Here is a 13,053-nt window from a genome sequence, read left to right on the forward strand (position 1 = left end):
TCCTTTGCTTTACCTAATGAAACTACCAAAGGAGATTCATTTAGGCTAAAAAAATTCTTTCAATTTTTTGCTGTGTGCTTACTATTTACCAAACATCTATATCTTTTCGTTCACCTTTAAAATTGTTGCTTTTTTGATGGCGCTCAGCCAACACTGCGGCAACATTATCAACGGCAACGCCTTGATCATGTAGCAAGACTCCAAGGTGGTACAACAAGTCAGCTGTTTCATTGGCAGTTTCTTTTTTGTCTGCATTTTTTGCGGCAATGATGACTTCAACTGCTTCTTCACCAAATTTTTTGGCTATTTTATCGATTCCTTCTGTTAACAGGTAATTTGTGTAGGAAGCTCCTGCTTTTTCTTTTTCCCGGTCTTGAATCGTTTGCTCGATATCTTTCAGCGTAAACGCTGGAGCGACATCAAAACAGCTTTCCGTATTTCGGTGACACGTTGGGCCTGCTGGGTTTACCATTATGAGCAATGCATCTTGATCGCAGTCCAAATACATTTCTTTTACATATTGGACATTCTGACTGCTTTCGCCTTTTTTCCATAATCGCTCTTTGCTTCTGGAATAGAACCAAACGACTTCTTCTTTTTTTGTAATTTCAAAAGCTTCTTCATTCATGTACCCAACCATTAGTACGTTTTTATTCGTGTAATGTTGCAAGATAACCGTCAATAACCCTTTTGAAAAATCAGGCTTCAACTCATCGTAATTAGACATAACGCATCGGTACTCCTTTCTTTGTACAGCTATCTTTTACTTCTGCAATTAAGATTTCTTCATCATGGAAAATAGAAGCGGCCAATCCAGCAGATACATTGGTCTCTTTGAATAACTCTGCAAAGTGTCGGGCGTTTCCGCCACCTCCAGAAGCAATGACCGGAATATGAACGGCTTGTTCAATTAGCCTCAATAGACGATGATCAAAACCTTGTTTCATTCCATCATAATCCATACTGGTGACCAATAATTCTCCGGCACCTAATGCCTCAACTTCTTTTACCCACTCGAGCGTTCGCTTAGCCGTTCGCTTTTTCCCGCCATGAGTATAGCAGAACCAGTCTTCTTCTTCCGGTTCCCATTGTGCATCGATCGCGATACAAATGCATTGCGAGCCAAACTTTTCACTAGCCTCTTTAATGAATGCAGGATTTGCCAGTGCAGCAGAATTCAAGCTGACTTTATCCGCTCCTGCATTGAGTAACTGGGAGATGTCTGCTAGATTTTTAATGCCCCCTCCGATAGTTAAAGGAATAAACAATTCTTTAGCTGTCTTGCGGATGACATCAATCATGAGTGCATGTCCGGTTTCTGTTGCAGAAATATCCAAAAAAACCAGTTCATCCGCTCCGAGGGCATTGTATTGTTTCGCCATCTTAACAGGATCGCCAATTTCTCTTAATTGTTTAAATTGAATACCCTTGACCACTTGGCCGTCTTTTACATCCAAGCAAGGAATGATCCGTTTTTTAATCATCGTCTAGTCCCTCCCAGAAAGCATGTGTGTTGGCTGCTTTTCCAACAATCGCTGCAGCAACACCCGCTTTCTCTAATTTTCGGATATCTTCAAGACTACGTATACCGCCTGAAGCCGTGATAGGGTGTTTGGAAAACCTGGCTAATGCACCGGTCACTTCCACATTTGGACCACCCATTTTCCCATCTTTTGTAATGTCTGTATAAATGATTCCTCCTAAAGGCAAATCGTTTACCGCTTCGGCTACTTCGTAAATGGTCTGTTCACTGACTTCTGTCCAGCCATTCAATGCGACTTTCTCTCCTTTCGCATCAAGTCCCAAGTAAATCTTTCCGGGATAGCGTGTGGTCATTTTCGCGAGCCAGTCTCTATCCTGAAGACCTTTGGTTCCAACAATGACATAAGAAGCTCCTGCTTCAAGGTAATGCTGGATGGTCTTTTCAGAGCGGATTCCCCCACCGATTTCTATCGGGACGGTACTTCTTTTAAATAGTGTTTCGATATAAGCGCTAGAAGTTGGCTGTTTCTTGACTGCTCCCATCAAATCAACAACATGGATGCGTGTGACTTGAGGATACCGAGTGTAAAAAGCAATAGCCTCTTCAGGCGTTCGTTTCATTTCTTCTTTGGTTGCATAATCCCCCTCTGTCAGACGGACACTTTTATTGTCGATCAAATCGATTGCTGGCCATATCTCAATCATTCAAATCCTCCTTGCAGTGCTTGATTTAAAATCGCCAATCCTATTTTTCCGCTTTTTTCAGGATGGAATTGAATACCTAAAATGTTATCTTTTTGCACAATTGCTACCACTTCTTGCCCATAATCAGTTGTAGCGACAATATTTTCCTTGGTGACTGCTTTATAGGAATGAATGAAATACACATCGCCATTTAAACTTGGAAGAGTTGAGTGCAACGCATTCCATCCGAGATGCGGTACAGGGTGCGGGCTAATGATTCTTTCAACTGTACCAGGCAGATAGCCAAGACCGTCGACATTCCCTTCTTCACTGTGCTCAAACAACAACTGCATGCCAAGGCAAATCCCCACCAATCGTTTGGTTTCTTTTAACTCATTCAATAAAGGAACTAGGTCTTGTGCGTGAATTCGGTCCATAGCATCTTTGAAGTGTCCGACACCTGGCAGGATAATGGTGTCTGCCTGCCGAAGAGTATCTTCATCTTTGGTTACTTCTACCTCATAACCCAGAAAACGGATGGCATTGGTTAAATTGGCAATGTTTCCCAAACCATAATCCATGATTGCTATCATTCAATCACTCCTTTAGAAGAGGGCAGACGGTCGACACCTGAATCGCTCAGCGCTATCCGAACACTTTGGGCAAATGCTTTGAATAAAGCCTCAATTTCATGGTGCGTATTTCCTCCCCTGATTAAATCCAGATGAGTTGTGTACCGGGCATGAATGACGACCGCATAGAAAAACTCTTTAACCAGTTCCACATCAAACGTTCCAACAGTCGCTTTTGAAAAATCTGCATCAAAGTGCAAGTAAGGGCGTCCGCTGATATCGGTCACTGATCGAGCCAAGGTTTCATCCATCGGTACATAAGCTGTACCATAGCGTGTCATACGCTCTTTTTCTTTACCCAATTCAGCCAACAATTGTCCCAATACGATGCCAACATCTTCAGTCGTATGATGAGCATCCACATCTGTATCCCCATCGACTGTCAAATTTAGTACAAAATGGCCGTGAAAAGCAAATAAATTCAGCATATGATTTAAAAAACCAACTCCTGTTTCAATGTTAGAAGGATCGAAACCTTGTTTCAACGACATACTGATTTTTGTTTCTTTGGTATTGCGTTCTATAAATACTGTCATAGTCTTATTCTCCATTCTTTTATAATTGATTCAAGTTGCGTTAATTGTTCATCTGTCGCTATTGAATAGCGGACGGCTTTTTGCAGTAACGGATGGGACGAATCAGGATACGTTCTCGGCTGAAATCCGCTTTGTTGGATGTACTTCCCTAATTCCAAGGCAACTTCACCGTAAGTAAAAACGAAGTTCGCTTGACTTGGCAGCACAGTCATCACATCACTGACTTCTTTCTTAAAAATGTCTTTCAATTTTCCAGCTAGCTTTCTTTGATGATTCATAAAGGTTTCCAGTTTAGTTGTATTTTCGAATAAGTATGCAGCTATATTAATAGATAAAGTATTTATCGGATAAGGGTGAGCGACTGAATTCAACAACGTCATCGTTGCCAAACTGCTGGTCACTATTCCGATGCGCAAACCCGCCAAACCATATATTTTGGAAAGTGTCTGCATGACAATAACATGCTCCCCTTCTGGACGAACGGCTTTTTGTTCCGCGAAGTCCATATAAGCTTCGTCGATAATCAAATACCCATTCAGTTCTTGCATCAGATCCGCCGCAGCCTGAACAAATCCATCTGGATGAAGCATCCCAAGCGGATTGTTCGGCTGGGAAAAAATGAAGAATGATGGTTTGATTTTTTCCATCTGTACAAGCGTACTTGCATAATCAAATGATCCATCCTCGTTACACTCCACATTATGGATAGGACGCTTCAATTGATTGGCGTATTCTTCGTACATTGAAAAATCTGGCTCAAAAGTCATTACAGGACCCGTTCCTAGAACCATCATACATTTTTGAATCCATTCATCTGAGCCGTTGGCGAAACTGACCAATTCAGGATCCAATCCATAGAATTCTGCGTACACCTTCGCCAGATGTTTGTACTCATCATCCCCATATTGATTGAAAGGCGTTTTTAGCACAATTTCTTGCAATTCTTCATCTGTCAATGAACGGTACGGACTTTCATTTTTGTGGATACGAATCATTTTTCTTCCTCCTTCCACCTGACAGCAAGAGAATCATGGTGCGCTTGTAATTCTTCTTCCTTTGCAATACGCATACCGAAAGGAGCCATTTTTTGGAACGTCTCTTTTTTCAACTGGATCACAGAATTAGTTCGCAGAAAGTCGTTCACTGTCAATCCATTGGCAAATCGAGCATTTCCATTGGTTGGCAGAACATGACTTGGACCTGCAACGTAGTCCCCGATTGCTTCTGGTGAATACGGACCAATAAAAAGAGCCCCCGCTGTTTTTATTTCAGAAATGTACTCTTCAGCGTTCTTTGTCTGGATGGATACATGCTCTCCAGCAATCAGGTTCACGATTTCAATGGTTTCTCGTTTCCCACTAGTCAAAATTGTGTAGTGATGGTCTTTCAGACTTCCGTTGATGACACTTAACCGGCTTTGCTTCAGTTTTTGCTTGTCAATTTCTGCTTCAACAGCGGCCAACTTTTCTTTATTGGTACTGATTAAAAATGTACGAGCCATCTCATCGTGTTCAGCCTGAGCCAGCACATCTAGGGCTACCCATTCTTCGTTAGCAGTCTCGTCTACTACCAAAACGATTTCGGAAGGTCCAGCAATAGAATCAATTCCGACATCGCCATATACCAGTTTCTTTGCCAACGCTACGTACTGGTTTCCGGGACCTACTATTTTATCAACCTTTGGAATCGTTTCAGTTCCGTAAGCCATTGCGGCTATGCCCTGAGCTCCGCCTGATTGATAGACATGATCGACTTGGGCAATAAAGCAGGCAGCTAATGTGGTCTTATTGATTCCACCCGGTTGAGGAGGAGTGACAATGATTGTTTCTCTCACTCCAGCTACATTGGCTAAAGTGGCTGTCATCAATACCGTTGACGGATAACTTGCTTTTCCACCAGGCACATAAATCCCTATTCGATTTAACGGCTGAATATTTTGATAAAGTTCTGACTTCGGCATGGTTGACCACTTAATGGACTCTTGATACTTATAGATTTGTTTATACGCTTCTTCCAATGCATCGCGCAGTTCGCTGTCCAATTCATTGTAGGCTTTTCTCATTTCGGCAATTGGAACTTCCAGCTGATCCGAATCCAATTCCACTCCATCAAATTGTCTAGCGTAATCAATAAGAGCGTCATCCCCACTTTCCTGAACTTTATGGATGATATCCATTACCGCTTTAGCCTTGGAAAGATCAGTCTGATTTGCAGATTTATACTGGTTTTTAAATTCTTCTGCTGTATACATCAATTCACCTTCAATACATTAATAATTTTTTGGATTTCCTCATACTTTGAAAAATAGGCATGTTTGTTGGAAATAAGGCGAGCGTTTATCTCGTCTAGTCTTACTTGTTCGCTCAACCCATTTTCACGCAAAGTGGTCCCGGATTGAACGATATCCATGATGGCATCCGCCATGTCGATCGTCGCAGCCAATTCAACGGAACCTTTCAAGGCAATAATTTTGACGGGTTGCATGATAGTATCAAAATAACGCTGCGTGTAGTGTACATACTTAGTTGCCACTATTGGATACTCGTTCTGAGGATGCTTGCTAGCCAAAGCAAAATGACAATAACCAAATGGTAAGTTCATTAAGTTATTAAGCGTTCGATTTTGTTCAAACAATACATCACTCCCGGTTATTCCTAAATCGGCTATCCCCTCTTCCACATAGACTGGAACATCTTCTCCTTTAACAAGCAAAAACCGAATATCTTCTATAAGGACGACTAGCTCTCTTGATACTGATTTCAATGCAGTTGACCATTCAGTCAACTGAATGGAATCAAGGTAATTGATGAAATCTTTCAGTTGTCTTCCTTTTGATAAAGCAATTGTTATCATGCTGACACTCCCCTTAAATTGTTATCGCCATTCCGAAAGCTTTTGAAGAACTCGTATACTGTCCTCCAGATCCAATGGGATTCACTGCATTTTTTTCATAAACGTGGATAAAAATTCCTTTGTAATAAGATTGCACAGGGACAGCTAATAAATCAGAATAAACATATTCGACTCCCAATGAATCTAATTGATCTTGCCACTGCTCGATTTCCTTTAATTGATCCGCTAATTCAGGAAAGTGTTTCTTTAAATAGTCCCCTTGATCAGCAGGGGCTTCTTTCATCAATCTAACTAACAGATGATCTTTTCCTAAGCGAGAACCCAATGCATCATAGTTTCTGTCCCTAATGTATTGCTGAACCAATTCATCCTCATGTTCATCTTTGTTTAAAAGTTTTTTTAATAACATGTTATGACTGATGACTCCTACTGAAAGTGTCGTATGCAGTTCCTGTTGCAAGAAACAAATCATATCCTCCAAAACCTTAAACTGTTCCTTCACATTTGCCGAAAAGATCTCGACCCCCAGTTGCTTGCGCTCACTATCAACTGTATAAACCGATCCAACATAAGCAATTTTATCAGCATGTAACTGGTACTTCTTACGGTAGCGCACAATTGCATTCGTCCAGTCGCTACGTAAAGCAAACAATGTTCCGTTTCTTTCCCATTTATGCCGACGTTCCATCAAATGTAAATCATCTTGAGATAAATCCTTCCATTGAAAAGATTCGACTAGCCCTAAATCAATCAACTCATAATTGCGTTGCTGAAAATGATTCAGAAATCCCAACTCTTGCTGCTTTATTTTCATTAAGTCCTGGTTCATCCTGATTTGATTCATAGTTGTCTCACTCCTATTTCATTTAATTTATTTTACTAATTCTCTTCTCTAAATGAGAAACTATTTCATCCAATTTTAAAGGCATGGTACTATAGCTAAATAGGAATATCTTAAATTTTTTAATTTTACTTTTTAAAAAGGAGAAAAAAATGAAAAGAGACAATCATATCCATACAAATTATTGCCCACATGCCTCGTCTGATTCGATAGAAATGTATATAGAAGAAGCAATATTAAAGGGATTGAAAGAATTGACCTTTACCGAACACGCTCCTTTGCCAATCAAAGACTCTGTTCCAACAAAGGACAGCGCTATGAGAATGGAAGATGTGGAACGCTATATAAGTACCTTGAAAGATATGCAATACAAGTATGCGGAAATGATTCGGATCCATATCGGATTCGAAGTAGATTATATTGAAGGTCATGAAAAAGAGACAATTGATTTTTTGAAAAAGTATCCGGAATACATTGAATATTCGATATTGAGTGTTCACTTTCTTCAATTGAAACCCAATGACTATTTCTGCATCGACTATGACAGTGATTCTTTTATCCAAAAAGGAACATCCATCGGCTTTGAAACAATGTACCGTCGTTATGAAGAAACGCTAACCAAAGCACTGTCTCTTCCTTTCGGCGAATGGACACCTAAAAAGATTGGCCATCTGAACTTGATTCATAAATTCCAAAAAGCTTATACAGTTGAAGATCCTATACAGTGGGAAGCATTAATGGATCTAGCTAAAATGAATCATTACCGATTAGACTATAATTTTTCTGGAATGGATAAGCCCCTTTATAAGAAGACTTATCCAAACGCCGACATGATGATGTATGCCAAAAAAATTGGACTGAATTATGAAACAGGTTCTGATGCTCATCAAGCAAAAGACATCGGACGTTACTTTTCATCTTTTGAAGAATTTTAAGGATATGAGGAAAAGTAAGGTTTTGTTGCACCATCAAATTTTCCTTTTTCTTGAATTTCTTCTAATCGGCTTGTCTCATTCGCTGAACTTGTATCCTAACCTGTTCCGCAAACTGTGACACCCATAAGTACCGCCCTTAATGCAGCAACCATCCAAAAGCTAATTTATTTTTTCTTCATCTTGTATTCCTCCTCTATTTTTTAAAAATTTCGAACCCATAATTTATTGACTCTAGGTCAACGGGTGTGGATTCTTCAAAATGAAATTCCTTCTGGAATGGACGGGTTTGCTTGTGGGGCCATGGGAACGCTTGAAGCCTGAAAAGAAGTCTTCAAGCTTTCAAGCTTCAAACAAACCGTAATCGCTGAAGCGTTAACGTTTTATAATTCTCATTGAATCCTTTACACGGCTACAAGCAACCCTATTCCTCCAAAAATTTCAGGTGAGTGATCCAACTGATTTATCAACACTAAAAAATATAAACTCAATTTATCTTGCAAAACATTCAGCCGAAAAAAAAAAAACTCCCGTCCTCTAGCAATAATGCTAGAGGACGGGAGTTTCCTCACGTGGTTCCACCTCAATTTATTGATACTTCACAGTATCAAACTCAGAAAGTACTATCATACTTTTGCACTGTAACGGGTGCGATTCCCGAATCCAGCTATTCCCAAAATGGTTTCACCGATTAGCTCAAAGATGTGTTCAATACATTTGTTTATGTGCTCTCACCAACCGCACACTCTCTGACAAACATCCTGTACTTACTCTTTCTTTTCAAAGCTTATGTATTTCTATTCATTTTCTAATTGTTATCTAATTTATCACATAAAAAATAATTTGTAAACAAAAAAGCAATCTTTTTTTTAAAATGGTATCTCATTAAATCAGATTGCATTTTTGTATTCATACTTCTATTTTAAAAAAATGGTTTCATTCTTATTATTGTCTTTTTCTTTTCAGTGTTTCACTTATTTGTACTTACCTATACCTAACACGTTGACTAATCACAGCCTTCAATAGCACTAATGAGCGCTTCATGGTTAAAAAATAACGAAAATACATTACGTTTAAATATATCGGTACTTTTATTAAATTTCACTTAGCTCCTATCAATAAATCCGAAATAATGCGATTTTTCTTGATTCCTTTTTTCCTATATCGTTTTTTTACTGACCTCAACACAGCAGGTGACCCTGAATTATAGTAATAAGCTGCATTGCCATAGTGATCAACTAATTCATCCAATTTTACAGCTGTTTCTTCTCGTGAAGCCATTTTGTATAACTGGAACATTGGATTGTTCATTACCATGTTCTCGATTTCATTTCCAAATAAATGGTATCCTGATGATGAATAAACTACTTCTATTGGTCGATCAGTATTGAACTCCATTTGCTTCAACAATGCTCGGATTGGCGTTATGCCGACACCACCTGCGAATATGACGATTGGAGAGGTTTCATCCTGAATCTTAAACCAACCGAACGGTCCACGTAATGCAACTTTTTCATTAGGCACCATCGTTAAAAACGCTTTTTTAAAACTACTGATTTCTTTTCCCGTCCGTGTACCGATTAAAATAAACCCTTCTTCTGGTATAGAGGCTACTGAAAAAAGGCGGAACTTTCTTCCTTCAATCTTTTTACCTGGCAAAGTAAAAATACCGTGCTCGCCTGGTACCCAGGTTATGTCAGCATCGTTTTTGAGCTTAACAGTATAATAATCACCAGATAAATTTTCAATACTTTCAACTGAAAATTCTCCTTTTTTGATCACACCTTTCATATCTTCAAATTTCATTTTTCTCCCTCCATTCATCTCGTATTGTCTTATAAATAACATCTTAGTTAGTTAACATACTTTTTGAAATTCACTAAATTGATTTCTTTATGTGTCTCACTTTTTAACGTATCATCTTTATCGTGATAACCCTTACACGAATCTTAATAGCTACTCATTTATTTGTCAATTCATAGACTTATTTTATGTCGTGAATCATTAGCAAAAATCAAATAAATATGATGTGATCGAAAACAAATACTGCTAAATTGATATGATAAAATTAGCCTACACTTTAAAGAGACATTAGTATCGTATAAAGAACTTGAAAAATAAAGTGTTAAAACTAAATAGAAATGATTGCAGTGTTTTTTAAGATTTCACCGCCAGTGCCCTGTTCTGTTTTACGCAGACAGCACCTAAAACCCTTTGTAGAAACTTTACTAAGATTAGATACACCTTTAAGCACTTTTTCCGAACGTTTCTTTAGAAGAATCAATCAATAAAATAAAAGTGATCAAACATGTTATGTTGCGTATGCGTATCGAATTTCTCAGTACTTTAGATGCCGTATTTTAATTAGTTTTAAAGCAAAAAATAGTAGTATGAGAAATTCATCTCACGCTGCTTAAGCGAAACCTTATTTTTAAACTAATTTAGCTCATCATATGACTTAGATCCAATATTAAACAATTCTACTTGGGTAATGTATTTTAGATCTAATACTGAATTCTAATTTTCTCATCTCTTTCTACACACATTTCTTTAACAAGTGTTCTTACAAAGATTTCAAGTTTTTGTGGTATCATATGAATCAATTCTTCCTTCAAATCATCTTTCCATAATTCCATCAACTTCGAAAATATTAATCTCACTTTCAATTTCTGTATCAATAATTTTCATTTTTTCTTTTTTCATTTTATTTTCCTTTGATTGTTTATCCCATTCTGCCATTACTAATTGATTTATTTCTTTATAAAATGCTTTTTTATTATTTATATCAAATGTACGACCTTTTTTAGTCAACTCAATATGAGTACGTTCTGAAATCGTTAAAATTTCTGCAAATCCCAATGTTTTATAGGTTCTAAAGAAACTATTAATTATTTAGGTGAAATTAAGTAGTTTCATAATAAAAGAATATAGAAAGGCATATAAATTACGCCCTTTTTGATCATAGTTTATTTATAGCATTTGCCAACTGGTTTATTCGTTATTTTCTCATATTAGTGTGAATAAAAAAGGTGGCAAAAATAGCTTAATTTGTAACTAATTCGTTTATTGTTACAGTGATCAATCCCATTAGAATTGCTATCACAACTAAATTAATGAATAAACCAATAAAAATATTAATTGTTTACATTTATTTTTTTATTATTTACAAAACGATATTTTAAGGTTACAATTGACTAATCAATGATTGACTAATCAATTATAACCTTAAAAGGAGGTGTAGTTTGAATCTTAAAGAATTTAGTAGTCTTCTTTATCTGATAAAGATTGCGAACCAGGAAATGACATCCAAATTTGAGAAAGTAACTGGGTTTAGTTTGACCAGATATGAATTAATGATGCTTCTTAAAGAAACAGGAAAATGTTCACAAAAGCAAATACAGCATAGGTTACGTATAGATAGTGCTGCCGTTACGAGACATTTGAAAATTCTAGAAGAAAAAGAATATGTGATTCGAGAAAGAAATAAAGAAAACAATCGAGAAATCTTCGTAGAAATTACTGAAAAAGCAAAAATGGATCTTGAAATCTGTGAGAAAGAACACGATAGACCACAAAACCCCTTATACCATACACTTAGTTCTGCAGAAGAAAAACAATTACAACTATTGCTTAAAAAACTAATCAAACAAGAAGAGGTTTAAAAATGATAATAAATAATGATTTTTCAGATATCGCTTATAATAGAAAATCTATCAGATTGTACGATGAGAGTGTTAAAATTTCTAACAAAGAAATGCTTGAAATGATCCAAAAATCAACAATAGCACCATCATCAGTAAATATGCAACCTTGGCGTTTCGTAGTCGTCGAGAGTAATGAAGAAAAACAAAAATTGAAACCTTTAATTCGTTTCAACACAAGGCAAAATGACACATCTTCAGCAATGATACTTATATTTGGAGATATGGAATGTTATGAATATGGAGAAGAAATTTATAATCAGGCAGTAACTGAAGGTAAAATGTCTCCAGAAGTAAGAGATGAGCAATTAGCTGCTATCATCCCTTATTACAAAAATTTAACAAGAGAAAAAATGAATGATGTCGTAAAAATTGATTCCAGTTTAGCTGCTATGCAATTTATGCTGGTCGCACGTGCTCATGGATATGATACTAATCCTATTGGTGGATTTGAAGCTGATGAATTAGCAGAAGCATTTGGCTTAAAAAAAGACCGTTATGTACCTGTCATTATTCTATCCATTGGTAAAGCATTAGAAGAAGGATATGATTCTATTCGACTTGATGCAAAAGAATTCATTACTTTTAAATAAGAGAGGAAGATTATTAAATGAAAGTTATTAATGCCTCATTTTTTGTCAAAGAAGATCAACGCGAGAATTTTCTATCAGACACCAAAGAATTAATTTCAGAAACTAGAAAAGAAGAAGGTTGTTTAGCCTACAATCTTTACGAATCACTAGAAGAAACAAATGCTTTCATTATGGTAGAACTTTGGAAAGATCAAGCTGCAATTAATACCCATAATCAAAATTCTTTACTACAAAGTTTTTTTAGTAAAATAGCTGATTACAGCACAAAAGCCCCAGACTTAAAAATTTCCGAATTAGGTGAATAAATTATGTCTACATGGATCAGAAAAAATTAAGTCAAAAATCGCTTAATATATTACTCAAAAACTAAGGAATATATAATGGATTAATTGGGTTAGGATTGCTCTATGATGCCTTTTTATCAACAGATTCTCTTGAAGTCACAAGATAGCTATTAGTTTACATTATAGTTGTTGCTTCATATGGTAGTGTCACAAATAGTAAAAAATTATTTTACTCAAGGTGGTCCAGCTCTAGTAACTTTAATTTCAACACTGTTCTAATTTTATAACTATGTCTCTATGAAGGAGCTAGTGTTAAAAAACATTTAAATTTTGCAAATTGTTAATACACGATAGACCGATATAGTCCCTTAATATAAACTAAAAACATTTAACTTGGACCTGGTTTCAAAGATAATAAAAAAAGAGGGTTCAATAGAAAATTAAAAAACTGATTCCAGTGCTGTACTGGTGTCAGTTTTTTTATTTGATGGAAGACCACAGGTTCTACGTCAATA

The 13,053-nt window shown here is 36.8% G+C and carries 15 protein-coding genes and 1 other annotated feature; of the genes, 4 read left to right on the plus strand and 11 right to left on the minus strand.

Translation table 11 applies throughout. The features are described from left to right. Window positions 1-85 precede the first annotated feature (85 nt). The 9 genes from hisIE to BR50_RS05030 are packed head-to-tail and all read right to left on the minus strand — an operon-like array spanning window position 86 to window position 7,031. Window positions 86-727 carry a bifunctional phosphoribosyl-AMP cyclohydrolase/phosphoribosyl-ATP diphosphatase HisIE gene (hisIE, locus tag BR50_RS04990; protein WP_034546825.1) on the minus strand — a complete coding sequence of 214 codons (642 nt, stop codon included), beginning with the start codon at window positions 725-727 and terminating at the stop codon, window positions 86-88. Continuing rightward, a complete protein-coding gene (gene hisF / locus BR50_RS04995) occupies window positions 720-1,484 on the minus strand; it encodes an imidazole glycerol phosphate synthase subunit HisF (RefSeq protein ID WP_034546827.1) in 765 nt (254 codons plus the stop codon). The genes hisIE and hisF overlap by 8 nt, the downstream gene beginning before the upstream one ends. Then, entirely contained in the window at window positions 1,477-2,187 is a 711-nt protein-coding gene (gene hisA, locus BR50_RS05000) for a 1-(5-phosphoribosyl)-5-((5-phosphoribosylamino)methylideneamino)imidazole-4-carboxamide isomerase (protein ID WP_034546829.1), read from the minus strand. The genes hisF and hisA overlap by 8 nt, the downstream gene beginning before the upstream one ends. Then, window positions 2,184-2,759 (minus strand): imidazole glycerol phosphate synthase subunit HisH, encoded by a 576-nt coding sequence (hisH, locus tag BR50_RS05005; RefSeq protein ID WP_034546832.1) that lies wholly within the window; start codon window positions 2,757-2,759, stop codon window positions 2,184-2,186. Before hisH ends, hisA begins: the two co-directional genes overlap by 4 nt. Then, window positions 2,756-3,334 carry an imidazoleglycerol-phosphate dehydratase HisB gene (gene hisB, locus BR50_RS05010; protein WP_034546834.1) on the minus strand — a complete coding sequence of 193 codons (579 nt, stop codon included), beginning with the start codon at window positions 3,332-3,334 and terminating at the stop codon, window positions 2,756-2,758. The genes hisH and hisB overlap by 4 nt, the downstream gene beginning before the upstream one ends. After that, the gene (locus BR50_RS05015; protein ID WP_034546836.1) at window positions 3,331-4,329 is read right to left on the minus strand and encodes an aminotransferase class I/II-fold pyridoxal phosphate-dependent enzyme; all 999 of its coding nucleotides are present in this window, start codon (window positions 4,327-4,329) and stop codon (window positions 3,331-3,333) included. Before BR50_RS05015 ends, hisB begins: the two co-directional genes overlap by 4 nt. Then, window positions 4,326-5,585: a histidinol dehydrogenase gene (gene hisD / locus BR50_RS05020; RefSeq protein ID WP_034546838.1), complete on the minus strand. Its 1,260-nt coding sequence runs from the start codon at window positions 5,583-5,585 to the stop codon at window positions 4,326-4,328. Before hisD ends, BR50_RS05015 begins: the two co-directional genes overlap by 4 nt. Further along, the gene (gene hisG / locus BR50_RS05025) at window positions 5,585-6,187 is read right to left on the minus strand and encodes an ATP phosphoribosyltransferase (RefSeq protein WP_034546840.1); all 603 of its coding nucleotides are present in this window, start codon (window positions 6,185-6,187) and stop codon (window positions 5,585-5,587) included. The genes hisD and hisG overlap by 1 nt, the downstream gene beginning before the upstream one ends. Window positions 6,188-6,200: 13 nt before the next feature. Beyond that, window positions 6,201-7,031, minus strand: coding sequence for an ATP phosphoribosyltransferase regulatory subunit (locus BR50_RS05030; protein WP_034546842.1), 831 nt, complete (start codon window positions 7,029-7,031; stop codon window positions 6,201-6,203). Window positions 7,032-7,180: 149 nt separating this feature from the next. On the opposite strand from BR50_RS05030, the gene hisJ reads away from it, so the two are divergent. Then, window positions 7,181-7,963, plus strand: coding sequence for a histidinol-phosphatase HisJ (hisJ, locus tag BR50_RS05035; RefSeq protein ID WP_034546843.1), 783 nt, complete (start codon window positions 7,181-7,183; stop codon window positions 7,961-7,963). A gap of 546 nt (window positions 7,964-8,509) precedes the next feature. Then, window positions 8,510-8,753 (minus strand) — a binding site (T-box leader). Window positions 8,754-9,061: 308 nt separating this feature from the next. Here the strand turns inward: hisJ and BR50_RS05040 are convergent. Next, window positions 9,062-9,766: an FAD-dependent oxidoreductase gene (locus tag BR50_RS05040; protein WP_051905748.1), complete on the minus strand. Its 705-nt coding sequence runs from the start codon at window positions 9,764-9,766 to the stop codon at window positions 9,062-9,064. 810 nt (window positions 9,767-10,576) lie between these two features. Then, window positions 10,577-10,819, minus strand: a complete 243-nt coding sequence (locus tag BR50_RS05045) for a hypothetical protein (protein ID WP_034546844.1) — start codon at window positions 10,817-10,819, stop codon at window positions 10,577-10,579. 383 nt (window positions 10,820-11,202) lie between these two features. Here BR50_RS05045 and BR50_RS05050 point away from each other — a divergent pair, with 383 nt between their 5' ends. From BR50_RS05050 to BR50_RS05060, 3 genes are read left to right on the plus strand one after another with little or no spacing between them, the layout of a single operon-like run. After that, entirely contained in the window at window positions 11,203-11,622 is a 420-nt protein-coding gene (locus tag BR50_RS05050) for a MarR family winged helix-turn-helix transcriptional regulator (protein ID WP_034546845.1), read from the plus strand. 2 nt (window positions 11,623-11,624) lie between these two features. Then, the gene (locus BR50_RS05055) at window positions 11,625-12,254 is read left to right on the plus strand and encodes a nitroreductase family protein (protein ID WP_034546846.1); all 630 of its coding nucleotides are present in this window, start codon (window positions 11,625-11,627) and stop codon (window positions 12,252-12,254) included. 17 nt (window positions 12,255-12,271) lie between these two features. Then, entirely contained in the window at window positions 12,272-12,559 is a 288-nt protein-coding gene (locus BR50_RS05060; protein ID WP_034546847.1) for a putative quinol monooxygenase, read from the plus strand. The last annotated feature ends 494 nt before the right edge of the window (window positions 12,560-13,053 follow it).

It is taken from the genome of Carnobacterium alterfunditum DSM 5972, assembly GCF_000744115.1.
GTDB classification, from domain to species: Bacteria; Bacillota; Bacilli; order Lactobacillales; family Carnobacteriaceae; genus Carnobacterium_B; species Carnobacterium_B alterfunditum.

Excerpts from the sequence above, each read along its gene's own strand:
- hisIE (WP_034546825.1), bottom strand. The coding sequence starts at position 727 with ATGTCTAATTACGATGAGTTGAAGCCTGATTTTTCAAAAGGGTTATTG.
- hisF (WP_034546827.1), bottom strand. The coding sequence starts at position 1,484 with ATGATTAAAAAACGGATCATTCCTTGCTTGGATGTAAAAGACGGCCAA.
- hisA (WP_034546829.1), bottom strand. The coding sequence starts at position 2,187 with ATGATTGAGATATGGCCAGCAATCGATTTGATCGACAATAAAAGTGTC.
- hisH (WP_034546832.1), bottom strand. The coding sequence starts at position 2,759 with ATGATAGCAATCATGGATTATGGTTTGGGAAACATTGCCAATTTAACC.
- hisB (WP_034546834.1), bottom strand. The coding sequence starts at position 3,334 with ATGACAGTATTTATAGAACGCAATACCAAAGAAACAAAAATCAGTATG.
- BR50_RS05015 (WP_034546836.1), bottom strand. The coding sequence starts at position 4,329 with ATGATTCGTATCCACAAAAATGAAAGTCCGTACCGTTCATTGACAGAT.
- hisD (WP_034546838.1), bottom strand. The coding sequence starts at position 5,585 with ATGTATACAGCAGAAGAATTTAAAAACCAGTATAAATCTGCAAATCAG.
- hisG (WP_034546840.1), bottom strand. The coding sequence starts at position 6,187 with ATGATAACAATTGCTTTATCAAAAGGAAGACAACTGAAAGATTTCATC.
- BR50_RS05030 (WP_034546842.1), bottom strand. The coding sequence starts at position 7,031 with ATGAATCAAATCAGGATGAACCAGGACTTAATGAAAATAAAGCAGCAA.
- hisJ (WP_034546843.1), top strand. The coding sequence starts at position 7,181 with ATGAAAAGAGACAATCATATCCATACAAATTATTGCCCACATGCCTCG.
- BR50_RS05040 (WP_051905748.1), bottom strand. The coding sequence starts at position 9,766 with ATGAAATTTGAAGATATGAAAGGTGTGATCAAAAAAGGAGAATTTTCA.
- BR50_RS05055 (WP_034546846.1), top strand. The coding sequence starts at position 11,625 with ATGATAATAAATAATGATTTTTCAGATATCGCTTATAATAGAAAATCT.
- BR50_RS05060 (WP_034546847.1), top strand. The coding sequence starts at position 12,272 with ATGAAAGTTATTAATGCCTCATTTTTTGTCAAAGAAGATCAACGCGAG.